This is a genomic window from Leptolyngbya sp. PCC 6406 (assembly GCF_000332095.2).
Classification (GTDB): Bacteria; Cyanobacteriota; Cyanobacteriia; order Phormidesmidales; family Phormidesmidaceae; genus PCC-6406.
Genome location: NZ_KI913949.1, coordinates 264,640 through 287,405, shown reverse-complemented (window position 1 = coordinate 287,405; position 22,766 = coordinate 264,640). Strand labels below are relative to the sequence as shown.

Genomic DNA, 22,766 nt, shown 5'->3' with positions numbered 1-22,766 from the left:
GAGTGGGGGGGTGTGAGGGTGGGAGTGTTGGGGTATTGGGGTATTGGGGTGTTGGGGAGGGATCGTAGGGGCAATCCCTTGCCTGTCCTGTTCGCGTAGCGGCTCCGGAGGAGCAACGGAGCCGTTGGCGGAGCCTTCCCGGAGGGAATAGGGTGTTTGCCCGGTGGGCGGGGGGGTGGCTCCTTCAAACCGTTGCCAGGAGAAGGCGGTGAGGAGGGGGTCGGGGTTGCCGAGGATGTAATCGGTGATGAGTTCCGCTGTGATCGGCGTTAGTAGGATGCCGTTGCGGTGGTGTCCGGTGGCTAGGGTTAGATTTTCCCACGGACTGGGGCCGAGGATGGGGGCTTCATCGGGGGTGCAGGGCCGGAAACCCCACCAGGTTTCCCGCACCGGGAACTCTCGCAGGGCGGGGTACAGGTGGCAGGCTCCATGGAACAGGTGATCCAGACCGGCGGGGGTGAGGCCGGGGGTAAAGCCGACGGATTCGCTGGTGGCTCCGATCACAATGCGCCCATCGCGCCGGGGCACGATGTAGATGCCTTCGGGGCCATAGATGACTCGCTGGAGGGGTTGGTCGGTTCCGTGGCCTGGAGGCACCTGGACCGTGGCCATCTGCCCCTTTTTGGGAAAAATGGGGATCGGCAGTAGGTCACTAGACCAGGCTCCCGCCGCCAGGATGTAGTGGCCCGCCTGAAAATCGCCAGCGGTGGTTTGAACCTGGTGGATGCGGCATTGGCGGGGTACTAGTCCCTGGACCGTAATGCCATCTTGCAAATCCGCCCCAGCATCTTGGGCGGCGAGGCGCAGGGTCTGGGTGAGGGCGCGATTATCCACCTGGGCATCTTCGGGGTACCACCAGGCCCCTGCGATGGCCAGAGACCGGCCCCCAGAGGCCATCGCAGTTGTGAGGCCGGGTTGATAGTGGTGAGCGGTGGCGGCGTCTAACCAAGTCCCGGTGGGATGGGCCGTTAGGTCGGTGGGTATTTGGCAGCGGGGGGACAGGATGCCACAGGGCCAGTAGCCCACGTCTCGCCCCGTTAGGGTTTCCAATTTTCGCGCCCAGTCGGGGTATCGGGCCAGACTGCGACGACAGAGATCCAGCATAGGACCAGGGGGAAGTTCCTCCGCACCGGGGGCCAGCATTCCTGCCGCCCTGTGGCTAGCGGCTTCGGCAAAATCACGACTCAGCACCGTGACCGTGATATCCCGCTGCCGCAGTTGCAGGGCAATCGCAAGTGCGATCGCCCCCCCGCCGATAATCAGAACGTCAGGGGTAGCAACCATAGCCTTTGGAGGGGAAATTCAATCGTCAGGTCAGGGGAGTATGGTCTAAAGCCCGATATTGGGCCGGGAGAATCAAAAGACTAGTACTGCAAGGCAGAAAGATGAAAGGGATCCCAGGATATACAAGGATTTTTGCCTTAGCAGATAGGTGCTTCACTTACGCCCTGCGGTACTAGTGCTGTGCAGCGGAAATACCCTGGCCGTTCTATCGTGACACACTCGGCCCCTCTCCCTAGCCCTCTCCCAGGGGGCGAGGGGACCGGAAAATGTTGGGCTGGTGCGACAGAATATAAGCCCATTTCAGCCTAGGTGTACTAGTTACCAGAGGGCGGGAATCGGATCTTGGGCAGCTTGGGAACTGGTCGCCGCTGGAGGAGCTTGTACCTCTGTGCCGTCTGTACCGTTGGCGGTTTCGGACTGCTGGGTGGTGGGAGTAGTGGTATTTCCTGCTGCCGCACCGCCAGCGTCGCCTTGACGCTGCACATTTTGCCCCGCCTGTTCAACGGCATCCAGGTTGGAGGCACCAGAGGGGTTCTGGGCAGTGGTGTTGGGGGAAGCTTGGGTGGCCTGGTTAGGACTATTTTCTCCATCGTTGCTAGCGCCTACCCCCAACAAGCTTCCCAGGAGCACCGCCAATAGTAGACCGCCGAACAGATACCGACCCATGTAGCCTCCTTCAAATCAAGCTGTGTAGGCGTGCCAGAATCCCCAGATCCCGGTTCCTATAGCAGTATTCCCATGATAATCGGATCCCAGGCATCTGGATCCCTCGGAGGGTATGAGGGTATGAGGGTGGATGATTAGCTGTCATCTGGAAAACCGATATAAACCCGCCCTGACGAGACATTTAATTCAAAACCCCAACACCCTGCCACACCCTGCATTGGGCGAGGAAACCGCACCCCTACGGGCCATTCAATTCAAAACTCAAAACTTAAAACTTAAAATTCCCAACCCCCTCCTACCCCTAAGCCCTCCGGGCAGGCTTCGCCAACACCCCCCTACTCCTAAGCCCTCCGGGCAGGCTTCGCCAACACCCCCCTACTCCATCACCCTCACACCTACTCACGGTGGCGCTCCACAAGACGCAGCAGCGTCTCCGCATGGATCTCACGGGTGATGGGATAGAAATAGGCCAGCACCAGTCCGATGGCCAACAACACCATGGGTAGCGGCCCGATGGCAATCCGCAAGGCCAATAACGCTGAGGCGGGCTGTAGAGCGGCGCTGGCTTCGTAGCCTGTGACTTCCAGGGCCAAGCCGACTAAAGCTACCCCTACCCCCAATCCAAACTTTTGCAGCAGAGTCATAAAGGCATAGAACAGCCCCTCTCGCCGCTCCCCCGTATTGGCCTCATCTAACTCGATTACATCGGGCAAAATTGACCAGGGTACGACGTAGGTGGTGGCGACACCAAAGCTGGCCGCGACACAAAGGCCGTACATCAACCCCGTCTGACCGGGCTGGAGGAAAAATAATCCCGTTTGCACGACTAACCATGACCCCGTGCCGATGAAGTAGAGTCCCCGTTTGCCCATCCGCCGACTGATGACATTGCAGACAAACATCAGGGGAATGGCGGTGCCCTGGACCAACAAGGCGGCAATGTAGGCGCTGGTTTGGGGCAGTTGCATCCAGGAGATAACGAAAAAGGGAATGATAGCGGCGGTGATTTGCAGCGCCATCCAAGAGCAGAGGTAAATGCCCACTACGTAGAGAAAGGGCCGGGTGCTGAAGACCACCTTGAGCTGCTGGGTCAGGGACATGCGGGTGCCTTCCTGGAGGCTGCGGCCCTGGCTGCGAAGGAGGGCAGATTGCTCTTGGGCGCGTTTGTAGGTACCGAAGACGCAGATTAGCAATGTTGCGATCGCAACTACCCCACAGATACTGGCCAGCAGCCCATAGGCAAATCGAGGCTGATCGGGAAATTGCTGGGTAAAGATCAACCCCAGAATCAGGACCAGCACCGCCCCCGCTACCGAGAAGGCGAGTCGAAAGGCAGTCAACTCCGTGCGATCGTCATAGTCTTGGGTCAGTTCTGCGGTCAATGTGGTGTAGGGCAGATTGGTGGTGGTGAAAAAGGTCTGAAAGAGCACATAGGCGGCAATAAAGTAGAACAGCCGCAGGGTGGAATTGGTGAAGTCGGGCACCAACCACATCATCACAAAGGACAAGCCAAAGGGAATGGTGGTAATCACCATCCAGGGATAGCGCCTTCCCCAGCGGGTTTGGGTGCGATCGCTCATGGCCCCCACCATGGGGTCATTGACCCCATCCCACACCCGCCCAATCAAGGACACCACTGCCGCTGCCCCCTGGGTTAGCCCCGCCACCTCAACGAGGAAAAAGAGAGAAAAGAAGGCAATTAGATTGGAGGTCATTCCAGCTCCCACATCCCCAAGGCCATAGGCCAACTTGGTGGGGAGAGTCAGCTTGTTAGGGTTTTGAGCCGGATTGGCAGCAGGCGAATTAAAGGTCATAGGGGAAATACATCAATCCAATCAGTCCACTACCAAACAGTGGTATGGGCATAACAGTAGTATCATGGCTCAGATCCTGGCAATTACTGGCGATTCGCCAGGGCTAGGGGAATGGCTCTGCCGTTGTGGCTTCGAGACCATGGCGTCCTCAATACCACTGCTCGCCATACCCTCTGGATGTTAGTTTTATCCCTTGACCTGCTGACCCCTAGGATTTTGCCGGGGTGATTGCCACCATGCCTGACCTCCATGTGTCTTGGACGGACTACCACGACCTGATCGAAACCCTGGCCCTTCAGATTTATGACTCGGGCTGGGACTTTGACCAAGTGGTCTGCCTTGCCAAGGGTGGGCTCCGGGCAGGGGATATCCTCTGTCGCTTGTTTGATCTCCCCCTAGCGGTGCTTTCGACCGCATCCTATGGCGGGAAGGACAACCGGCATCGGGGACAACTGATCTTCTCTCGTGACTTGAGCATGACTACCCCCAACTTGGGCAGTCGGGTGCTGGTGGTGGACGATCTGGTGGACTCGGGGGTGAGTCTGGAGCGCAGTACGGCTTGGTTATTACACAAGTACGGCTTTTATATCGAGGAAATCCGCACGGCGGTGATCTGGTACAAAGCCTGTTCCACCACTAAACCGGATTATTACAGCCAATTTCTGACCGACAATCCCTGGATTCACCAGCCTTTTGAAAAGTATGAGCAGATGAGTCTACCGGATCTGGCTGCCACTCGCCGTACGCCCCAGGCGGTGTGATCTGTCCGTTATGACGTCGCTGCTATGACGCCCCTACTATGACGCCGCTGATCCAAACCTATCCCCTGCTCCAGATGGCCTCCGGTGATGCTCTCAAGGTGCAGATGTATCGGTTTCAAGGCACCCAGCCAGGACCAATGGTCTATATCCAGGCTAATCTCCATGGGGCGGAGGTGGTAGGCAATGCTGTTATCCAACAGCTTATGACCTATCTCCAGGGCTGCGATCCGGCAGTGCTATGGGGGGAAATTCGTCTGGTTCCAGTCTGCAATCCTCTGGGGCTAAATCTGCGATCGCACCATTTTGCCAGTGGACGCTACAACCCCTACGACGGACGGGACTGGAACCGAATTTTCTGGGACTTCAGCCACCAAGGGGAAGACATCCTCGCCTTTGCCCTGGCCCATCAGCATCTAGCCCCGGAGGTGATTGCCCAACGCTACCGCCAGCGCCTGCTCACCTGCTTTCAGCGGGAACTAGATCGTCTGGATCGAGGGGCCGGAGCCCCAGTGCATGAGCGCTATCGCAGCCGCCTGCAAGCTCTGGCCCTGGAGGCCAATATCGTCATTGACCTCCACAGTTCCAGCGATCGCGGTTTAGTCTATGCCTATTATTTCCGCGATCGCGAAGACTGGGCCGCCACCTTTGGCCTGGATTTTGCCCTCCTCAGCGATCGCGAAGACGGCGCAGCCTTTGACGAAGCCTTTATCAAACCCTGGCTAGCCCTAGAATCCGCCCTGATAGCCCTGGGGCGACCCCTGCGGTTTGACGTAGCCGCCTGGACCCTGGAACTGGGAAATGCCATGGATCTCCAGCCCGCCGCCGTGCAGCGCGGCCTGTCCGGTGTGCTCAACTACCTCCGTCATCGTGGCATCCTCAGCGATCGCCCCCCGGTGCAAACCGACTCTATCCGCTATACCCGCACCAGTTGCCTCACCAAGTACCATGCCCCCACTGGCGGCTTTGTCCAGGGACGGGTGGAGCCGGGAACCTGGGTGCAAACGGGGGAGCACCTCTACGATCTTCTCTGCTTTAACAAAACTGGAGCCTTGCCGGAGCTCCGCCCTGTCTCTGCGGCTACGGCGGGCCTCGTCTATGATGTGGCCCTCAACGCCGCCGTCAATGAAGGGGAATATGTCCTCGCTACTCTGGTGCCGATGGATCCCCCTGCCCCCCAATATCTTCAGGCTCCAGTTGTCTAGGGCGTGGGGATAATTAACGAGAAAACCCTTGCGAACAGGGCTTATGTATACACAGCAGCCCATGACCCCTCATCGACTCTGATGACGGGCAAGGCGTTGGGCGATCGTAGGGTTATACAGACGCAGGTAGTTCCAGTACCCCCCAAATACTGACTTCACATAACCCTTAGTCTCCGGAAAAGGAATACGATCGACAAACTCATCATCATCAACATAGTTGGCCCGACCGATCCAGTCGGCGACATTGCCGGGGCCAGCATTGTAGCTGGCCACCGCATAGAGGGAATGGTTGCTGTATTCCCGGTGGGTATAGTCCAGGTACCAGGTACCCAGATTGATGTTGTCCTCGGGGTCATCCAGGCGATTGATGGCAATGCCCGTTTGCCCCTGAATCCAGTCAGCGGTGTCTGGCATCACCTGCATCAGCCCCGTAGCCCCGACCCCGGATCGGATCTGGGGTTCAAAGCGAGACTCTTGACGAATCAGGGCGGTTACCAGCAGAGGATTAAGCTGGCGCTGGGCCGACCAGCGGGCAATCGGTTCCGCAAAGGGAAAGGGATAGAGGGATTGGCCATAGGCAGGGTGGGTTTGCAGGGTTTCATAGACCGCCTGCTCCTCCGCTTGATCTCGCCAGGACAGACTCGACACCATAAAAATGCCGTCTAGGTTATCCCCCACCCCCAGCCGCATGACCCCATCGGTGAATTGGGCCTCCACTGACGGGGTTTGGGGTTCTTCAAACTCCACCTGCCAGAGAGTCCAGGCATCTTGGTCTTGGCCCAGTTGGTAGAGTTCCTGCAAGGTCTCGGAGCCAGCGGGCAGGGGTTCCCGCTGGCGGGGCAGGGCGACAGCGGGCTGGAGGGTGCGCACAGTTTGGAAGTCGCCCACCTCCCAGCCCAAGGCTACCGCTGATCGCCAAGCAAAGTAGGACTCGGGATAGCTAGCAAGAACCTGTTCGTAGGTGGCTTGGGCGGCTTGGCCCTGTCCGGCTCGCTCTTGCCATTTCGCTGCCCAGAAACCAGCTTCGGGGGCAATCTCGCTGTCGGGATTTTCCGCTAGTACCTGCTGCGCCCAGTCTACGGCGCTAGACCAGTTGCCCCCATCGGCAGCGGCGCGGGCATTGCGGAACCGCAGTTCTGCCGCTGCTTCGGTAGAACTGTAGTCCTCCAAGAGGGTTTGACGGGTTTGGGTGGCGGCTTCAGGGCTGCCCAGGTCCGCCAGCAGAGCAGCCTTGTCGGCTAGCGCTTCCCCGGCGCGATCGGGAAAGGTTTGAATGACCTGATCTAACAAGCTCAAGGCGGTGCTATTGTCTACGAGAAATGAGAGTTTCAACATCCCCTCAGCGGTTTCAGGGGCTTCGGGGAAGGCCACCATCAACCGTTGATAGGCAGCGATTGCAGTGGCTCGTTCTCCGCCAATCTGGGAGCCTCGGGCAGCGCGATAGAGACTCTGGGGGGTGGGGGTGGCCTGGGTATAGGCACTGCCTGCCCCTCGATAGACCTGGCGTTCCCAGTAGGCAAACCCCACGGCTTGCCAGTCCTCGGGGGTGAGGTCGGGGCCGTAGTCTTCCACGAGGCGATTGACTTGGCCAATTAGCTCAGGATGAAATAGACCATGGCGGGTCATGAGCAGCAGCAGTTCCTTGGCCTCGGGTCGGTCGGGGGCTTCCACCAGCCGTTGGTAGGCCACCTCAACACTGCGGGGATGGGCGGGAAACTGGACCAGCAGGGTATCTAGGTGCTCTGGCTGGGTTTGCCCCAGTTGGTACAGGGCCTCGGCGGCAGCAGGTTGATCGCTATGGCGATCAACCAGGGTTTGCCAGGTCGCGATCGCGGCATCACTCTGGCTGGCTGCTTTTTGAGCCTGCCCCCGTTTCAGCAAAACGTAGGGGGCCAGGAGAGCATAGTCATTCTCCAAGTTTTCTAGTAACGGCAGGGCTTGGCCACCATTGCCCTGGTTAATGCGGTCCACCGCCAGCAGATAGCGAGCTCGATGGTGATCGGGATTGTCAGGGTTTTCTGTCATCTGGGCTAGGGCGTTGGCCCGCTGCTCCGGAGTCTGTAGGGCTAGGGCCAACAGGGCAGAATCGTTACTGTCTGCTGGAGCCTCGCTGGAATCGGCAACCGAGTCGCGATTGGGGATCCAACCCACAGCATCCGCTACGGCCCATACCATTCCCATTCCGAGGGCACTCACCCCCGCGATCGCGGCGATGGGTAACCAGGCTTGTAGGTGCTGTTTCATACTTCCTCCCGATACTCGCCCAGGGTAATCCTGGTGTAATTTGGTCCGATTGAACCCGGTACAACGTGGCTGTTTGGGAATCTGAGATATTGGATCTTGGATGGGAGATCCTTAAGTTAGACCTAATTAAACCTATAGCGGTTCTCACTCGGGTTAAGTCCAGACAAGGGGCTTAAGCCCCTTGTTCGCCGAAGTGTCGTTAAGTTGAGGTGTATCTCATATAACCTCATATATTAGGGAACCGCTATATCTGACTGATCTCATCCCTAGCTGTAGCTATATTTAAGCTGTTTTAGCAAACTCCTAGGGGAATGCGGGGGCGGGCATCCCCCATTTAAGCGGGGAACAAATTATCATGAACCATTGTTGAATCGCCTATCTTCAGTACGATTGCACCCTATGACTCTTCACGTCTCGACCCAAACTCCCCTGACCTGGACGGGTGACTGCCTCGCCCTTGGTGTTTTAGACACTGATTTACCCCTAGACGGGCTGTTGGCAGAGATGGATGGCCAGTTTTCAGGACTCGTCCAGGAACTGATAGACGAGACGGACTTTAAGGGCAAATCTGGGACCAGTGCGATCATTCGATTGGGCAGTGGTGGGCCTGTACGCAAGCTGGCCCTAGTAGGCTTAGGGGCAGCAGCGGATCTGACGGTGGATGGTCTGCGGCGGGCAACCGCGATCGCAGCTCGCCTCAGTAAAAAGGAGAAATGTAAGATTCTGGGATTGAGTCTGCCCCTGGGATCTCTGGAAACTGCGATCGCAGCCCAAGCCATCGCCGAAGGCATCACCCTTACCCTCCACGAAGATACCCGCTTCAAATCAGAGCCAGACCCCAAAGCCTTTACCCTAGAGCGAGTAGATCTATTGGGATTAGCGCAGCAGGCTGCCTCGGTGCAGCGGGGACAGCAAATCGCCAGCGGCGTAATCTTGGCGCGGGAACTGGTAGCGGCTCCTCCCAATGTGGTCACTCCCCAGGTTCTAGCCGATACCGCCCAGGCCATCGCCGATGACCACGGGCTAACGGTGGAAATTTTAGAGCAAGCCGCCTGTGCCGCCTTGGGAATGGGAGCCTTCCTCGGCGTAGCCCAAGCCTCGGATCTCCCGCCGAAATTTATTCACCTCACCTATCGCCCCAGCAGCCCCCCCCGCCGCAAACTGGCCATCGTCGGCAAGGGCCTCACCTTCGACTCCGGCGGCCTGAATATCAAAGCGGGAGCGGGCAGCATGATCGAGTTAATGAAGTTCGACATGGGGGGAGCCGCCGCCACCCTAGGAGCTGCTAAGGCGATCGCCCAGCTTCAGCCCGATGTGGAAGTTCACTTCATCAGTGCTGCCGCAGAAAACATGATCAGCGGTGGGGCCATGCGTCCCGGCGACATCCTCACCGCTTCTAATGGCAAAACCATTGAAGTCAACAATACCGACGCAGAGGGACGGCTGACCTTGGCGGATGCCCTAGTGTTTGCCGAAAAGCTAGAGGTAGATGCCATCGTGGATTTAGCCACCCTCACCGGAGCCTGTATCGTGGCCCTAGGGGAAAATATCGCCGGATTGTGGAGTTCCAGCAATGAGCTAGCAACGGCAATTCAATCCGCCTCCACCGTTGCAGGGGAGAAATTCTGGACTATGCCCCTCGAAGATCAATACTTTGACGGACTGAAATCCATCGTGGCGGACATGAAGAACACGGGTCCCCGCTTTGGGGGAGCCATCACCGCCGCCCTGTTCCTTAAGCAGTTTGTCAAGGAGACACCCTGGGCGCACCTAGACATTGCCGGGACTGTGTGGAGCGAAAAGGAAAATGGCTACAACAACCCCGGCGCAACAGGATTTGGGGTCCGGACCCTAGTCCAGTGGGTTCTAGCCTAGGGAACAGAACCCATTAGGTACCCGCCGATCGGGCTTCGACTCCGCTCAGCCCTCAATCGCTGAAGGTTGAGCGAAGTCGTTCGCGTCAGCGTCTCCCGAAGGGAGAAAACCTGTCTACCCGGTACACTATTAACCCGCAGATCCCTTAGGTCGAGACCTATTAGGCAAAACAGACCTGATTGTCAAAGACCTCCGCAGAGAACATCACCCGCAGGGAATTGAGGTATTCCCGCAACTGTTTCCAGGATCGGGCATCAAGCTGGCGGCTGAGTTCGTGATCCAGCAGCATCAGCATGTAACGCACCAGTTCCCAGCGCACATTCAAGACGGGGTAGAGCATGGTGCAAAGGGGAAACAGCTCCCGCTGCACCGCGCTGATGCTGTTTTCGAGAAGACAGACCCACAGGTAGGTCTGGAACATCTCCACATCCCTCAGGCTGGAGATGCGCACCTGGGTTGCACCGAGGGGACCACTGTAACAGTGGTGGTTGGGAAACGCTTTCAGGACTTGGTCCACAATCCGGTGGGCGATGCTACTGCTGCTCCCCAGTAGCCGCCGGACGGTCCGTAGCTGGGGATCATCGTAGGCGTAATTTGCTGCCGCTTGGTAGGTGCGCTGGATGGGCATATACAGGTGATCATCCACCGCCTTGAAGTAGAGATTGAGCCCCGTCCGCTGGTCAAAGGGCAGCCCCTGGAGCAGCAGTTGTCCCGTGTAGTGGAACTGCATACTGGCAAAGCCGATAACGCGGGGATCGTGGACGGTGTATTGATGACGGAGATCACCAATCTGTCCGGCAATTGCGATCGCAAACCGCTCCGGGGCAACACCATCGGCGTAGTGATTCAGAGTTTCAAGATAGATACGGTAAATATCCTGGGAAATCCCCCAGGGATCAATTAGTTCTGACGGGATCTGATGGCGGATTATCTCTTTTTCTAGCAGGTGTTCCGCTTTCCCCCAAGCCTTGACGCTGACGGAGCGGAGATCCTGCTGAAGCTTCGCCGCGATCACAGCGCGGTCATCCCGAGTTTGAATGACCTCAGTAGCCCCCGCAGCATCGACTTGGCGAATGTAGCGCTGAGCCCATGCCTTACAGAAGGAATATAAAGGAGCTGAGGTATTTTCTGTGGATTCGCCATCCGGGATAACACTTAGAGATTTCATGGGATTGGGATCTACAAAGAGATGTACACAGGAGTTTGTTACAAGCGGAAAACCAGAGAAAAATCACCACCACTAAGAGCAGCAATTTCCTAAGGCCCAGAGAAAAAAGCACAATATGATCTGCTCCCCATTATCGGGGATCACCCTTAAGAATCTCTTAATCTCGTTACCTTTCTTGTGATTCTCTGAATTTTGTTGACGTTACGATAAGCAAACCAGGCTTGACAGCGGCGAGCGCTGCCATAGGCTGGGTCCAACTAAGTCGGACCCAGCACCAGTCAAGGCTGGCTGGGTCAGCGCCAGCGTGACTCAGCCAGAAAATTCAAACTTGACGCGGAAAAGGATCTGCTTTTTTCCTGGTTCCCAGGCAAAGTCTGGGAATCCCCACCCGAGGCTCTGCCCGTCGTTAGGATGACTAAAGTCGCCACGACAAGGGCAGACTTGGTCATGCCTACCCCGCAAGGGTTTTCTCGTTAATTGTCCACATCCCCTAGTTTCAACCTACTAATAGATCCTCTTCGGGGTAACTAATGACACTAGGACCATGATCGCCGACGAGCGCTGCGATGAACAGCAACACTCCAACTCGGCCCACATACATCGTGCCAATAATGAGAAGTTTGGAAATAGTGGATAATTCTGGCGTGATACCCGTAGATAAACCCACCGTGGCAAAGGCAGACACGGTTTCAAACAGAATTTGCAAAAAGTTAAAGCCCGGATCGAAAATAGCAATTAAAGTGGTTATCCCCAGAACCATGCAGCCGGAGCCCATCACCACACTAATAGCCTTTAATATCCGAGAGGCGGGGATTTCACGCTGGTAGGCTAGGACCGCTTCCTTCCCTCTCAGAGAAGCACGGGTACAGATAAGTAGAATGCGTATAGTCGTAGTTTTAATCCCTCCCCCCGTACTTCCAGGACTTGCCCCCACAAACATCAGCGCCGCCATAAAAAACAGTGAGGCATTGTGCATCTTACCAATATCAATGGAGTTGAACCCAGCGGTCCGGGCAATGACAGACTGAAACCAGGCAGCGGTGAGTTTGGTGCCGAGGGGCAAAGCGCCGAGGGTATCTGGATTGTTGTATTCCGTGTAAAAAAGCATAACTGTGCCCAGAGCCAACAAGGCCAGGGTGGTACTGGTGACAATTTTGAAATGCAGGGAAAATGTGGCCCGCTTTTTACGGCCCTTAAGGCGATCACGGCACCACAAAAATGCCTCCATAATCACCTGATAACCAATACCTCCCATAATGACTAAACCTGTAATGACTGAATTAATTACGGGAGACTGGACATACTGGATCATACTGTCAGAAAACAGGCTGAATCCGGCATTGTTAAAGGCACTAATGCTGTGAAAGAGAGACAGCCACAGTCCTGCCTGGAGCCCAAACTGATGGGCAAACTGAGGGAGCAGTAAAAAGACACCGGAAATCTCAAAGATCAAAATCATGCCGATGATAGAGATAATCAACGACTTTGCCCCCGATAGTTCCTGGGTATCCATAGACTTCTGCAGGGCAAGGCGATCGCGCAGCCCCAACCGCCGCCCCAAAAGTAATAGGAGAAAGGTGGTTGCAGTCATATACCCCAGCCCCCCTACTTGAATCAGGGCCAGAATGATGACTTGACCCAGGGGAGAAAAGTAACTGCCCGTATCCACCACAATCAACCCCGTGACGCAGACCGCAGAAGTAGCAGTAAATAAGGCCACGATGGGATCATTCCAGGTGCCCGCAGCAGTGGCCATGGGCAATAGCAGCAATCCAGTTCCCACGGTAATTAGCGCCAAAAACCCAGCGCAAATCGTACGGGGGACGGTCATATTAACCTGCGGCATAGTGCAAGGATATCAGGGAGCAATGGATGAAGCCTACGGAGCCCAACCCTAGGGCTGCCCATCATCTTTCCATGAGTTGCTCCCGCCGACTACACTGCCAGCAAAAGAAGAGGTTATCAAAATGGCGACGGATGTGATGACCGATCTGTATCAACGGATTCAGGAGTTTTATGACCAGTCTTCAGGGCTGTGGGAGCAGGTGTGGGGAGAGCACATGCACCATGGCTACTATGGCCCCACGGGTACCCACCATAAAAATCAGAAACAGGCCCAGGTGGACCTGATTATCGCTCTCTTAACCTGGGGTCAGGTGTCCGAAGTGACAACTATTTTGGATGCGGGGTGCGGCATTGGCGGCAGCGCCCTCTATTTAGGAGATCGTTTCTCCGCCACTGTCACCGGACTAACCCTGAGTCCGGTGCAGGCAGAGCGGGCTCAGGAGCGAGCTGCCGCTGCGGGCCTCAGCGATCGCGTCCGCTTTCAGGTGGAGGATGTTCTCCACACCCCTTTCCCCGACCAGAGCTTTGATCTGATCTGGTCTCTGGAAAGCAGCGAACATTATCCCGACAAGGCCCAGTTTTTCCAGGAAAGCTACCGCCTTTTGAAGCCGGGGGGACAACTATTGATGGCGACCTGGTGTCATCGGCCCACCCAATCTCTGGCAGGACCACTAATCTGGACCGAAACCCAGCAACTGGAAGCCCTCTACCGGATGTATCACCTTCCCTATGTGCTTTCCCTGCCCGAGTATGGCCAATTGGCCATACAGACGGGCCTCCAAACAGTCCGCACCGCCGACTGGTCGGAGGCGGTGGCTCCCTTCTGGGATGCGGTGCTGGGTTCGATGTTTCAGGGAAATGCGATCGCGGGCGTCCTCCAAGCGGGCTGGCCCACGATTCAGGGAGCCTTTGCCCTGGGATTAATGCAACGGGGATTCGCCTCGGGCTTGGTGCGCTACGGCATTCTTTCCGCCCACAAGGGTTCTGACTAAACTTGCCTCAGCCAAACGCCTACCGGTGACAATTACAGCCCGTGTGGCCGCAGCCTACCGCGCCATCGGGGTGACCACTGGCGCAGGCGTCACAACAGTAGTAGTGGCCCTCTTTTTCCAGGGCCTTACTGGTATCCACAATGCACAGACAAGACTCGCAAGCACATTTCATTTGGGTCACGGTCGTCATAGCGGCCTCCTTAAAAAGACTAGAGTGAGCAGATACATGAACAGGTATTCATGCTTTTAACATAACACATGAACAGGTATTCAGGTATTGCAAGCTCTGATTGGGTCGCGACCCAATCAAGATTTGCCCCCGCTCTACTCCAATCGCTCCCCCAAATCCCCGTGTTTTCCCATGGTTGACCATCCCGCTGTCCCGCTCCAGGAACCCTGTCCATCCGCATCTCCGCCGAATCCCCCACCCGAAATTTTGGACTTGGATAAGGCGCAACGCATGGCAGAATTCTTCGGTGTTCTGGGGGATCCCAATCGCTGGCGTATTCTGTCGGCCCTAGCCCTAGAAGAGCGTCGGGTGCGCGACCTAGCTGCCGCCGTAGAGATGACCGAATCCGCCGTGTCTCACCAACTCCGCATTCTTCGCACCATGCGACTGGTGAGCTATCGCAAACGGGGCCGCAATGTGTTCTATTGCCTCAAGGATCACCACATCTTCACCCTATATCGAGAGGCGTTGGAGCATTTGGATGAGCCCGAGGACGAATAGAGTTCTGCCTAACTTCTGTATTGTTTCGCAAACAAAGCCCTCGAAACTGAGCCAATCGGTTCCAATAGAGGTCCAGTGTGAGGACGGATGGTTCCCAGCTAAACTGATAATGGGGGTTCGCCTGCTCTGTAATCTGAGCTTGAAAGAGTCTGCTTTAACGGTAAATCCTGTCCTCTCACCGCTGCTCTGCTGAGCAACTTGCGGGAGCCAGTTGAAAAGGTGTCCCCCTAGCAGGCAATTAAGGGCACCTGAATTTTCGGGCCATCGTCTCCCTACCCAATGAATGCTCTACGGATAAACCATGAAATCTGCGATGAAATTGAATCTTGTGGCCTTGGCCGCAGCGACTGTCGGGGTATTAGGCGGTCTAAGCAGCGCATCAGCTCAGACCTATGGCACCCAGGAAATTGATCAGAGCCGAGTCCTAACGGTAGCTGCACCGGGGACAACCCTCGTCCCTCATCGTCTCTATGTAGTTGAGCAGATCAGCGATGCCCGCCCCTGCTTTGAAATTGTTGGCTCTAATCCGGGGGAAGTGAATCCCCTGTGGACGACCTTCGACTTCTCAGGCATTTGCAGTCGGGCGGCGGATACCAATGGCTACTCCATCCGCGTTGGCAATGAGGACTTAGGGGTCCGCTATCGCCTCCAAATTCGTCAGAGCGGTAACGATCTCCTGCTGTTAGGCATACCCACTGACGGCAGTTCCTCTCTCCAGATTGGCCGTGCCGGGGGCATCAGCAGCACTGGATTTACCCAAATTGTCTTGAATCCGGGCTGGCGGCTGACCAAGCGTACCTTTGAGGGGCGGACGCTGGGCCACAACTATTTCACTAACAACCTGACTTTGGCCCAGTTGCTGGCCCAAGACGGACCCGTTGTGGTTGAGCCCCCCACAACGCCAACCCCGACACCGCCAGCAACTTTGCCCTTTGCCGACATTCGCGGTGATGTCTATGCCACTGAGATTGCTCGGGCGGTAGATATTGGTTTCATTGCCGGCTTTGGGGATGGCCGCTTTGGCCCTCGGGAGGGGGTAACGCGGGAGCAGGCGGTTTCCATGATTGTGGAGGCGATGGCGAAGAAATATCCCCAGATCATGGTGCCAACCCAGGTGGGGGCTCAGGTCTTTCCAGATGTGCCTACGACGCGCTGGAGTGCGGCTAAAATCAACTTTGTTGCCCGTTTAGGGATTGTGGCAGGGGACCAAGCGGGGACATTTCGTCCTGGGGCTCCGGTGAAGCGGGTAGAACTGATGGCCATGCTGCGTCGAATGGCGGAGTATGAGCAACAGTTGGCCGGGTTGCCGACGACTTTGGCACCGACCCATACGGCTAGAAGTTTCACGGATATCGGCGGTCACTGGGGTCGGGATCTAATCACTATGATGTCTGGCTATTGCCAGGTGGCGACACCTTTGAATGAGTCGGGCCAAGCCTTCCATCCTGAGGCGACTGCTCTACGAAACTATGCTTCGGCGGCCATTGTGCGTCTCTATGACTGCACTCGCCCAGCGCCATAGAGTCTAGGGTCGGTGGACAATCAAAGCTAGATTCCTGGTTATGGGGCGGTTGCAGCCCCTAGCTTGGCTCAGTAGGGTGGGCGTGGTTATACCTACCCTGCAAGGGTTTCCTCGTTAATTGTCCACACGCCCTAGCTTTAGGGCTTGAGCGGGTTCCATTTTTCCATGAATAGTCGTACCTAATAAAAAGCAGGAGGGCGCGATCGCGCCCTCCTGCTTTTGAAATTTTGTCTCTGACAGCCATTACGATCCTGTTCAGAACCTCAGGGAGCGACTAGCGTCGCAGTTCCCTGGCCATTGTCTTGACCATTCATTTCCGTGTAGACCAGTTCCTGTGGTTCGTACTGATTCAGATGATGAACCGCGTCAGAGAACTGCTGGAGCCAACGGGTCAACTCGGGCAGTAGGGCGCAGCGCTGACGGCTGATGTGCTCCAGGCATACATGACGGGTGAGGCCGGTGGCGACTAACCGTCCTTCTGTGTTGGTCATACGGTAGCTGATCTCAAAGCTATGGGAATCGAGAAGCTGTGGTGAGAGTTGAATCGTAATTGTGGCTCGACAATGTAGCGGTAGGCGAAAGTCAATCTCGGCGTGAACTACGGGCACAGCGACGCTGCTCTGGGCAAAAAATGTACGTACGTCGATGCCCATCGCCTCCAGAGACGCTTCGTAGGCTTCGTGACAAAAGACCAACCCATTGCTGAAATAGACTATCCCTACCGCATCAGTGTCAGCTAAGTGGATAGTACGCTGATATTCAAAGGCAACGGTCTGGCGAAATTCAAAGGTCATAACGGTTCACCCTAGTGGCGTTAATAAGGATTCAGGCCAGCCTGTAGGACCCAGAGCAGCGCAGGCGACTGGGCTCAGGGGCGGGGGCAGATATTACCTTCTTCTTCGCCCAGACAGGGGCAAATCCGAGAGAAACCAGTCTGGATTGCAGGGTCATTTCCTTGAGCGCGTCATAATGAAATCTTGTTGAGCCCATCTCTCCCCGCGCCATGGTGTCCTTTTTGCGTCCAGACTTGGCGGAATTTGCCGCCTATCGTGTCCAGCCTCCAGCAGCCGATGGCCCTCCGTCCAATTCTGTAGATGTCTTAGATACAAACGAGTGTCCCTACGACCTCCCGGCTGAGCTGAAGGCAAAGCTGGCCTGGAGCTATCAGCAGGAGATTGCCGCAAACCGCTATCCTGACGGCGGCCATGGTGGGCTAAAATCCGCGATCGCGGATTACGTTATCGAGTCGGCGGATCTGGGGAAGGGCACCATTGGCCCCGAGCACATTTCCGTCGGTAACGGTTCCGATGAACTGATTCGCTCTCTGCTGATTGCCACCTGTGGGGGACGGGAGGGGGCGATTTTGGTGGCCTCTCCCACCTTTTCTATGTATGGCATTCTGGCCCAAACCCTGGGCATTCCCGTGGTGACAGTGCCGCGCGATCCCATCACCTTCGCAGTGGATGAGGAGGGGGTTGCTGCTGCGATCGCAACTAGCCCGGTACCCGTGCGGATGGTGTTCATGGTCCACCCCAACTCCCCCACCGCCAATGCCCTCACCCCTGGGGAACTGGATTGGCTGCACCAGTTGCCCACTAATATTCTCGTGGTAGTGGACGAGGCATATTTTGAATTCAGCCAGCACACGACGGTGGCGGATGTTCTCACCCGTCCCAACTGGGTGGTAACCCGAACCTTTTCCAAAGCCTTTCGCCTTGCGGCCCATCGGGTGGGCTATGGAATCGCGCCCCCGACCCTAACCCAAGTACTGGAAAAGGTCCGCTTGCCCTACAACCTGCCCAGCTTTTCCCAAGCAGCGGCACGTCTGGCCCTAGCCCATCGCCAAGAACTCCTGGCCATCATCCCGGAACTCCTGGCCCAGCGTCAACATTTGCAAGCTGCCCTAGCCACCCTAGAAGACTTCATCGTCTGGCCCAGCGCTGCCAATTTTCTCTACGCTCGTCCCACCGCAATTTCTCCAGAAATCCTCTTCACCCGTCTCCGCCACCAGGGCACCCATGTACGCCACATCAGCGGCGGCCTTCGTATCACCATCGGCACACCGGAGGAAAATAGCCGCACCCTAGACCATCTGCGACAGGCACTAGCGGAGGGATAGGGCTTGACCCATCCAGTCTCTCAAGCCATGGTAGAAGGGAAAGTTTTTCGCAAATCAACCCAGTTGCCAGAGAACGGGGAGGGCTATAGCCATGAGACTTCGCCACGTCTTAATTGCTACGGTGAGTCTTGTGATCCTGCTCCCGAATGAAAAAACCACCCAGAAGCTGGCGTTTACCCTGACAAGAAACTGTCCGAATTGTCTGCTGAGTTGGGCTGAATTTTCTCACCTCGACCTGCGGGGGGCAGATTTACGCAATGCCAACCTGCGAGGAACGCACTTTATCAATGTTGATCTCAGCGACGCGAACTTGAGTGGGGCAAACCTTCACCATGCTCGCCTTTACGGGGTATCTCTAAAAAACGCTAACCTCTGTGGAGCCACCATGATGGATGGGGTGAAGTCTTCTGTGGGGTGCAGTACACCGTAAAAAACGGCTGAAGGACTCATCGGCAATATTCCGAAGTCCTCCAGCCGTCCTATCCCGGATTTAAGCGATCCTCAACGGATCAAGGACACTCCCCTTAGCGGAAGGGGGGCGCATACATGAGACCACCCTCAGTCCAAAGGGCGTTTTGACCGCGTTCTAGGTTGAACTGGGAGTCACTACCCAGGTTGGTTTCATAGATTTCCCCGTAGTTGCCCACTTGGGAAATCACCTGATACATGAAGTCATTGGGCAGATCCATATCGCTGCCCAGGGTGCCTTCTTCTCCCAGGAAACGGGCGATGTTGGGATCTTCACTACCCGCAAAGTCAGCAATGTTTGCAGAGGTGATACCAAACTCCTCAGCTTGGATCAGGCCGTAGGTGACCCACTTCACCACGTCAAACCAGTCTGAATCGTTGTTCACCGTCACAGGACCCAGGGGCTCCTTGGACATAGTGACTTCCAACAGGGTGTGCTCGTCAGGATTGGGCAAAGTGCTGCGACGAGCCACAAGCTGGGACTTGTCGGAGGTCATGCCTTCACAGCGGCCTTCGTCATAGGCGGCGTAGGCGGCGTCCGCATCCTGGAAGACTACGGGTTCAAAATCAACCCCTAGACTCCGCATTTGGTCTGTTAGGTTGAGCTCGGTAGTGGTTCCTGTTTCCACACAAACCGCCTTCCCGCCAAAGTCCTCTAGGCTGGCAATACCGCTATCAACCCGCACCATCATCCCTTGACCATCAAAGAAGGTGGTGGGGGCAAATTCAAGGCCCACACTGGTGTCACGGCTGATGGTCCAAGTGGTGTTACGGGAGAGCATGTCTACCTCACCGCCGGACAGGGCCGTAAAACGTTCGGTGGAGTCTAGGCGACGAAATTCCACCGCATTTGCATCTCCAAATAGGGCAGCGGCTACGGCCCGACAGACATCCACATCCAGGCCGGAGAAGGTTCCGCTCTCATCCACAAAGCTGAAACCAGGGATGCCGCCATCCACGCCGCAAATCAGTTGCCCACGGGACAACACAGTCTGCAAACGGCTACCACCACCGGAACCACCAGCGGTTCCCCCACCAGGGGCAGAACCGTCACCCACTGCATCCCCACCTCCACAGGCGGCTAGAGTAAGGGCTGCGGCCAAGCCAAGTAAACCCCATTTTTTCATCTTCACACCTCGCTCACTTCCAAATACACATCACTCATTTAGAAAAGGGCGATCGCACAATCCAAGACCCTTATCCAGCATTGAAATGCTTCAATTTGCTTCACATTCCAATGCCTAGTGAAATATTTTTGCATCATAGATCACACTTTGCCGGTCGTGCAGAACAAATTAGCAACATCTCTGCGTGAAAAGACGGACTGTTTGCGGTCTATTGCGATCGCAAGATGAGCGACAGGGATAGCCCTAACGGCTATCTGCCACGTCCCGAATCAGGGAGATGCGAGATTGGATGTAATGACTGAGGGTGTCTGCCTCAATGGGATTGAGGGATTGTTCGCCCGAAATGCGGTCTATTAACCAGCGCACCAGACTCGTGTCGTCTAGGGACAATAGGAGACTGGTGTGGGAGGCTTCGATCAGAGACCACAACTGACGCATCAGATAAGGGTTCATAGCGCTCCGCTCTTTAGATTTGCTTTAGATTTCAGCTTACTGCATGAGTCCTATCCCAGGTAGGGGATGGATCGGATTGTTCATATCTAATTTTTTGTTGAAATAATTCCCTTGAAATATTAATTAAAGTAGCCGGGATGCAGGCTTGCTGCATCCCGGTAATAGCCCCGTACTCGTAATCCCACTCCCTAGATCAGGGTCAAACTGGGATAAGCTGCTACCATTTCATCGGCAGTGAGGGTTTCCCCAGAAACTTGGGGCGTCCAGAGAATTTCCACCGCCAACAGACGATCGCTGGCAACTGCCCCCAGTTGGCTCAGGGCTTGGCGCACCTCCTGAGGTCCAGAGATGCGAGGTAGTTCTAGCTTGCCCTGGGTAGCGACAATCACTGTGGCCACGATGTATTCTCCGGGGTCACCATCGGCGATTAGGGCAGCGGTAGCCCCATCCGTCTGTACTGATCCCTGCTGAACAGATCCCTGCTGAATCTGGCTGTTGACGTTGGAGAGGGTTTCGGCACTGAACTTGCTGCGCTCCCCTAGGGCCAACTGGTTAAAGGTCTGCTCCGCGCTGGCTAGCCCCGTGCGCTGGGTACTGGCGGCGGCATAGTGCCAATATTCGGGATGGCGCAGGAGGGCCAGACTAGCCTCTTGCAACACCTGGGTTAGCCCCTGGGCAGAGGACGTATCGGCAGAGAGGGCCATGCGGTTGAGGTCTTCTTGCAGAGAGCGGGCCTCCGCCAACAGGCCAATTTGCAGTTGGGACACAGTCACGCTGGGATTGTAGCTCTCCGTTTCACCCTCACCACCCCGGAAATTCCGCAGGGCGTTCACCAAAAAGTTAGCTAACCCTAGGAATAGCAAAATCCCAAATAGACCGCCAAAGCCGCCCCCAAATCCAAACAGCGGGATCAAAAAGGGAAACCCAAAGCCACCACCGGGGTAATAGCCTCCCCCAGCAGGGCTGCGGTAGGACCGAGGCTGGGTTAGGGTGCGACTGGGTGTCCGAAACCCGCCGCCACCAATGCGACCGCCGCCGCGAGCAGCTAGGGCGCTGTCGGCATGGCCAAACACCAGCACCGCCGCTAGGGCAAGGGCCATGAGGGATTTGAGAGGGCTAAAGAATTTTTGAACCATGGGTGTGTCTAAGGGTCTCCGCCGGTAAAAGCTGAGATGACAGCATCGAGATCGAGACTAATTTAGTCCTTTAGGGAGAACCAATTTTAGGATCCCAGCTTCATCATCTGGTACCAATTTAACGCTTTCCCCGACTGCTCCGACACCGCTTTACACCGCCTTTAGACGGGCGGATCCCCGGCTGGCGTCGAAGTGCCCAAAGTAGCTAGACTCACTGTTGCCGCGATCGCGCAATCGCCCAAGGCTGGCGGGAGACCATTGCCCCAAGACCCAACAAAACCAATGTGGTGACCAAACCGGGTTCCGGCACCGCCTGGGGAGTGGGAACAACCCCCACTGGGGGTTCCGGTTCCGATTCAACGGGCTCCGGTTCTTCCACAGGAGACTCCGGCTGCACCACCTGGGCGAGGCTGCCCACGGTCATCTTGTCAAAGGCAAAAATATCTGCAAATACCCCAACGCCAGGGGCACTCATGTTGAAGGAAATGCTCTGGAACAGCTCGGTTTCATCCTCAGCAATTAAACCAAAAAAGAGTACAGAGCCATCGGTGCTGCCATTAGATCCCACGGTGTTAGGCACGCTAACGGTGCGAGTGCCTCCCGTTGCCAAATTCAGGTTTAGGTTCAGCAGGCCACCAAAATCTCCCAGATCCACGCCGTAGAACCCAAAGGCCGCCACCGGGCTGGCGAATTGGATCGCAAAGGCATCATTGGCGGCATTCGCTTCCCAAAAATTGCTGCCCGCGACCGCGTAGCGGCCAAATCCGTTGGTGGTACCGGGGGCTACCGATCGCACGATGCCATCTCCTAAGAGGGTAGCTGACCCAACTCCGGTAAAGTCCAGGGTCAGAGGCCCCCGCGTATTGACGGGCAAGTTGTTGAAGGTGGCCGTATCGACCCCTACTAACCCAGACAAAAACTCAACTTCTGCCGCCGCTGAATTGGGGACAGCGCTCAGGGGACTGGTAGGGCTGTTGTTGAGATCTTCCCCAAAATACAGTCGAAATGCTTGTCCCGGCGGTGCGATCGCAATCACTGCCGCCGTAGACATCAGAACAGTAGCAATAGAACGGGAATAGGGCATGAGAGGCATAGGTCCGTGGGATGACGAAGAATTAGGGAGAGCTAGGTTAACGCCAATTCGGGATCAACGCTGTCACCCTGTCGGGAATTCAAAATTCCCGACAGGGTGACAGGCTCCAGTCCATTTTTAATGGCCATTAAAAATGGACTGGAAGCTGGGCTGGGGATAGGGGGCTAGTCCGTTTTAACGGACTTCTGCTATGAGCTAGGGCAATTTATTCCCTGGCGGATGGGCAGCGAAGCTTAAGTCGAACTCAGGTTAGGTTAGGCAGTCCAT

The 22,766-nt window shown here is 56.2% G+C and carries 20 protein-coding genes; 8 read left to right on the top strand and 12 right to left on the bottom strand.

Features of this window, described 5'->3' with window-relative positions; translation table 11 throughout:
* The 3 genes from thiO to LEP6406_RS0201335 all read right to left on the bottom strand — a co-directional run.
* On the bottom strand, nt 1-1,284 hold a 1,284-nt coding region (gene thiO, locus LEP6406_RS26185; protein WP_071992183.1), incomplete at its 3' end, for a glycine oxidase ThiO.
* A 318-nt stretch (nt 1,285-1,602) separates the two neighbouring features.
* The gene (locus LEP6406_RS32535; RefSeq protein ID WP_008318995.1) at nt 1,603-1,950 is read right to left on the bottom strand and encodes a hypothetical protein; all 348 of its coding nucleotides are present in this window, start codon (nt 1,948-1,950) and stop codon (nt 1,603-1,605) included.
* A gap of 395 nt (nt 1,951-2,345) precedes the next feature.
* Nucleotides 2,346-3,764 carry an MFS transporter gene (locus LEP6406_RS0201335; RefSeq protein ID WP_008318993.1) on the bottom strand — a complete coding sequence of 473 codons (1,419 nt, stop codon included), beginning with the start codon at nt 3,762-3,764 and terminating at the stop codon, nt 2,346-2,348.
* 224 nt (nt 3,765-3,988) lie between these two features.
* On the opposite strand from LEP6406_RS0201335, the gene LEP6406_RS0201330 reads away from it, so the two are divergent.
* Nucleotides 3,989-4,525 (top strand): phosphoribosyltransferase, encoded by a 537-nt coding sequence (locus LEP6406_RS0201330; RefSeq protein WP_317133809.1) that lies wholly within the window; start codon nt 3,989-3,991, stop codon nt 4,523-4,525.
* Nucleotides 4,526-4,563: 38 nt separating this feature from the next.
* Complete coding sequence (locus LEP6406_RS0201325) at nt 4,564-5,727, top strand: M14 family zinc carboxypeptidase (protein WP_008318989.1); 1,164 nt, start codon at nt 4,564-4,566, stop codon at nt 5,725-5,727.
* A gap of 69 nt (nt 5,728-5,796) precedes the next feature.
* Here LEP6406_RS0201325 and LEP6406_RS0201320 read toward each other — a convergent pair whose 3' ends face one another.
* Complete coding sequence (locus LEP6406_RS0201320) at nt 5,797-7,971, bottom strand: transglycosylase SLT domain-containing protein (RefSeq protein WP_008318987.1); 2,175 nt, start codon at nt 7,969-7,971, stop codon at nt 5,797-5,799.
* 399 nt (nt 7,972-8,370) lie between these two features.
* Between LEP6406_RS0201320 and LEP6406_RS0201315 the strand changes: the two genes are divergently transcribed.
* The gene (locus tag LEP6406_RS0201315) at nt 8,371-9,846 is read left to right on the top strand and encodes a leucyl aminopeptidase (RefSeq protein WP_008318986.1); all 1,476 of its coding nucleotides are present in this window, start codon (nt 8,371-8,373) and stop codon (nt 9,844-9,846) included.
* A gap of 160 nt (nt 9,847-10,006) precedes the next feature.
* On the opposite strand, the gene LEP6406_RS0201310 is transcribed toward LEP6406_RS0201315, so the two are convergent.
* Both LEP6406_RS0201310 and LEP6406_RS0201305 read right to left on the bottom strand, forming a co-directional pair.
* Nucleotides 10,007-11,014: a hypothetical protein gene (locus tag LEP6406_RS0201310; RefSeq protein ID WP_008318984.1), complete on the bottom strand. Its 1,008-nt coding sequence runs from the start codon at nt 11,012-11,014 to the stop codon at nt 10,007-10,009.
* Nucleotides 11,015-11,510: 496 nt separating this feature from the next.
* A complete protein-coding gene (locus tag LEP6406_RS0201305; protein ID WP_008318981.1) occupies nt 11,511-12,845 on the bottom strand; it encodes a TrkH family potassium uptake protein in 1,335 nt (444 codons plus the stop codon).
* A gap of 136 nt (nt 12,846-12,981) precedes the next feature.
* Between LEP6406_RS0201305 and LEP6406_RS0201300 the strand changes: the two genes are divergently transcribed.
* Nucleotides 12,982-13,851: a methyltransferase domain-containing protein gene (locus tag LEP6406_RS0201300; protein WP_008318980.1), complete on the top strand. Its 870-nt coding sequence runs from the start codon at nt 12,982-12,984 to the stop codon at nt 13,849-13,851.
* Between the two features lie 19 nt (nt 13,852-13,870).
* Here the strand turns inward: LEP6406_RS0201300 and LEP6406_RS30785 are convergent, their stop codons facing one another.
* Nucleotides 13,871-14,041, bottom strand: coding sequence for a metallothionein (locus LEP6406_RS30785; protein ID WP_008318978.1), 171 nt, complete (start codon nt 14,039-14,041; stop codon nt 13,871-13,873).
* A gap of 171 nt (nt 14,042-14,212) precedes the next feature.
* Here LEP6406_RS30785 and LEP6406_RS0201295 point away from each other — a divergent pair, with 171 nt between their 5' ends.
* A complete protein-coding gene (locus LEP6406_RS0201295) occupies nt 14,213-14,581 on the top strand; it encodes an ArsR/SmtB family transcription factor (protein WP_008318976.1) in 369 nt (122 codons plus the stop codon).
* Nucleotides 14,582-14,894: 313 nt separating this feature from the next.
* Nucleotides 14,895-16,103 carry a DUF3747 domain-containing protein gene (locus tag LEP6406_RS0201290; protein ID WP_051463593.1) on the top strand — a complete coding sequence of 403 codons (1,209 nt, stop codon included), beginning with the start codon at nt 14,895-14,897 and terminating at the stop codon, nt 16,101-16,103.
* 263 nt (nt 16,104-16,366) lie between these two features.
* Here the strand turns inward: LEP6406_RS0201290 and LEP6406_RS26180 are convergent, their stop codons facing one another.
* Complete coding sequence (locus tag LEP6406_RS26180; protein WP_008318971.1) at nt 16,367-16,897, bottom strand: acyl-CoA thioesterase; 531 nt, start codon at nt 16,895-16,897, stop codon at nt 16,367-16,369.
* 209 nt (nt 16,898-17,106) lie between these two features.
* On the opposite strand from LEP6406_RS26180, the gene LEP6406_RS0201280 reads away from it, so the two are divergent.
* Nucleotides 17,107-18,222, top strand: a complete 1,116-nt coding sequence (locus tag LEP6406_RS0201280; protein ID WP_008318970.1) for a histidinol-phosphate transaminase — start codon at nt 17,107-17,109, stop codon at nt 18,220-18,222.
* A 91-nt stretch (nt 18,223-18,313) separates the two neighbouring features.
* Nucleotides 18,314-18,652: a pentapeptide repeat-containing protein gene (locus LEP6406_RS26175; RefSeq protein WP_008318968.1), complete on the top strand. Its 339-nt coding sequence runs from the start codon at nt 18,314-18,316 to the stop codon at nt 18,650-18,652.
* Between the two features lie 94 nt (nt 18,653-18,746).
* On the opposite strand, the gene LEP6406_RS0201270 is transcribed toward LEP6406_RS26175, so the two are convergent.
* The 4 genes from LEP6406_RS0201270 to LEP6406_RS0201255 all read right to left on the bottom strand — a co-directional run bounded on the left by LEP6406_RS0201270 (nt 18,747) and on the right by LEP6406_RS0201255 (nt 22,490).
* Nucleotides 18,747-19,793: an amino acid ABC transporter substrate-binding protein gene (locus LEP6406_RS0201270; RefSeq protein ID WP_263971111.1), complete on the bottom strand. Its 1,047-nt coding sequence runs from the start codon at nt 19,791-19,793 to the stop codon at nt 18,747-18,749.
* Nucleotides 19,794-20,060: 267 nt separating this feature from the next.
* Nucleotides 20,061-20,270 carry a hypothetical protein gene (locus LEP6406_RS0201265; protein ID WP_008318965.1) on the bottom strand — a complete coding sequence of 70 codons (210 nt, stop codon included), beginning with the start codon at nt 20,268-20,270 and terminating at the stop codon, nt 20,061-20,063.
* 188 nt (nt 20,271-20,458) lie between these two features.
* Nucleotides 20,459-21,406: a DUF1517 domain-containing protein gene (locus LEP6406_RS0201260; RefSeq protein ID WP_008318964.1), complete on the bottom strand. Its 948-nt coding sequence runs from the start codon at nt 21,404-21,406 to the stop codon at nt 20,459-20,461.
* Between the two features lie 211 nt (nt 21,407-21,617).
* Nucleotides 21,618-22,490: a hypothetical protein gene (locus LEP6406_RS0201255; RefSeq protein ID WP_008318963.1), complete on the bottom strand. Its 873-nt coding sequence runs from the start codon at nt 22,488-22,490 to the stop codon at nt 21,618-21,620.
* Nucleotides 22,491-22,766: the final 276 nt, after the last annotated feature.

Excerpts from the sequence above, each read along its gene's own strand:
- LEP6406_RS0201305 (WP_008318981.1), bottom strand. The coding sequence starts at position 12,845 with ATGACCGTCCCCCGTACGATTTGCGCTGGGTTTTTGGCGCTAATTACC.
- LEP6406_RS0201255 (WP_008318963.1), bottom strand. The coding sequence starts at position 22,490 with ATGCCCTATTCCCGTTCTATTGCTACTGTTCTGATGTCTACGGCGGCA.
- LEP6406_RS30785 (WP_008318978.1), bottom strand. The coding sequence starts at position 14,041 with ATGACGACCGTGACCCAAATGAAATGTGCTTGCGAGTCTTGTCTGTGC.
- LEP6406_RS0201335 (WP_008318993.1), bottom strand. The coding sequence starts at position 3,764 with ATGACCTTTAATTCGCCTGCTGCCAATCCGGCTCAAAACCCTAACAAG.
- LEP6406_RS26180 (WP_008318971.1), bottom strand. The coding sequence starts at position 16,897 with ATGACCTTTGAATTTCGCCAGACCGTTGCCTTTGAATATCAGCGTACT.
- LEP6406_RS0201325 (WP_008318989.1), top strand. The coding sequence starts at position 4,564 with ATGACGCCGCTGATCCAAACCTATCCCCTGCTCCAGATGGCCTCCGGT.
- LEP6406_RS0201320 (WP_008318987.1), bottom strand. The coding sequence starts at position 7,971 with ATGAAACAGCACCTACAAGCCTGGTTACCCATCGCCGCGATCGCGGGG.
- LEP6406_RS0201280 (WP_008318970.1), top strand. The coding sequence starts at position 17,107 with ATGGTGTCCTTTTTGCGTCCAGACTTGGCGGAATTTGCCGCCTATCGT.
- LEP6406_RS26175 (WP_008318968.1), top strand. The coding sequence starts at position 18,314 with ATGAGACTTCGCCACGTCTTAATTGCTACGGTGAGTCTTGTGATCCTG.
- LEP6406_RS0201310 (WP_008318984.1), bottom strand. The coding sequence starts at position 11,014 with ATGAAATCTCTAAGTGTTATCCCGGATGGCGAATCCACAGAAAATACC.
- LEP6406_RS32535 (WP_008318995.1), bottom strand. The coding sequence starts at position 1,950 with ATGGGTCGGTATCTGTTCGGCGGTCTACTATTGGCGGTGCTCCTGGGA.
- LEP6406_RS0201290 (WP_051463593.1), top strand. The coding sequence starts at position 14,895 with ATGAAATTGAATCTTGTGGCCTTGGCCGCAGCGACTGTCGGGGTATTA.
- LEP6406_RS0201315 (WP_008318986.1), top strand. The coding sequence starts at position 8,371 with ATGACTCTTCACGTCTCGACCCAAACTCCCCTGACCTGGACGGGTGAC.
- LEP6406_RS0201265 (WP_008318965.1), bottom strand. The coding sequence starts at position 20,270 with ATGAACCCTTATCTGATGCGTCAGTTGTGGTCTCTGATCGAAGCCTCC.
- LEP6406_RS0201295 (WP_008318976.1), top strand. The coding sequence starts at position 14,213 with ATGGTTGACCATCCCGCTGTCCCGCTCCAGGAACCCTGTCCATCCGCA.
- LEP6406_RS0201300 (WP_008318980.1), top strand. The coding sequence starts at position 12,982 with ATGGCGACGGATGTGATGACCGATCTGTATCAACGGATTCAGGAGTTT.
- LEP6406_RS0201260 (WP_008318964.1), bottom strand. The coding sequence starts at position 21,406 with ATGGTTCAAAAATTCTTTAGCCCTCTCAAATCCCTCATGGCCCTTGCC.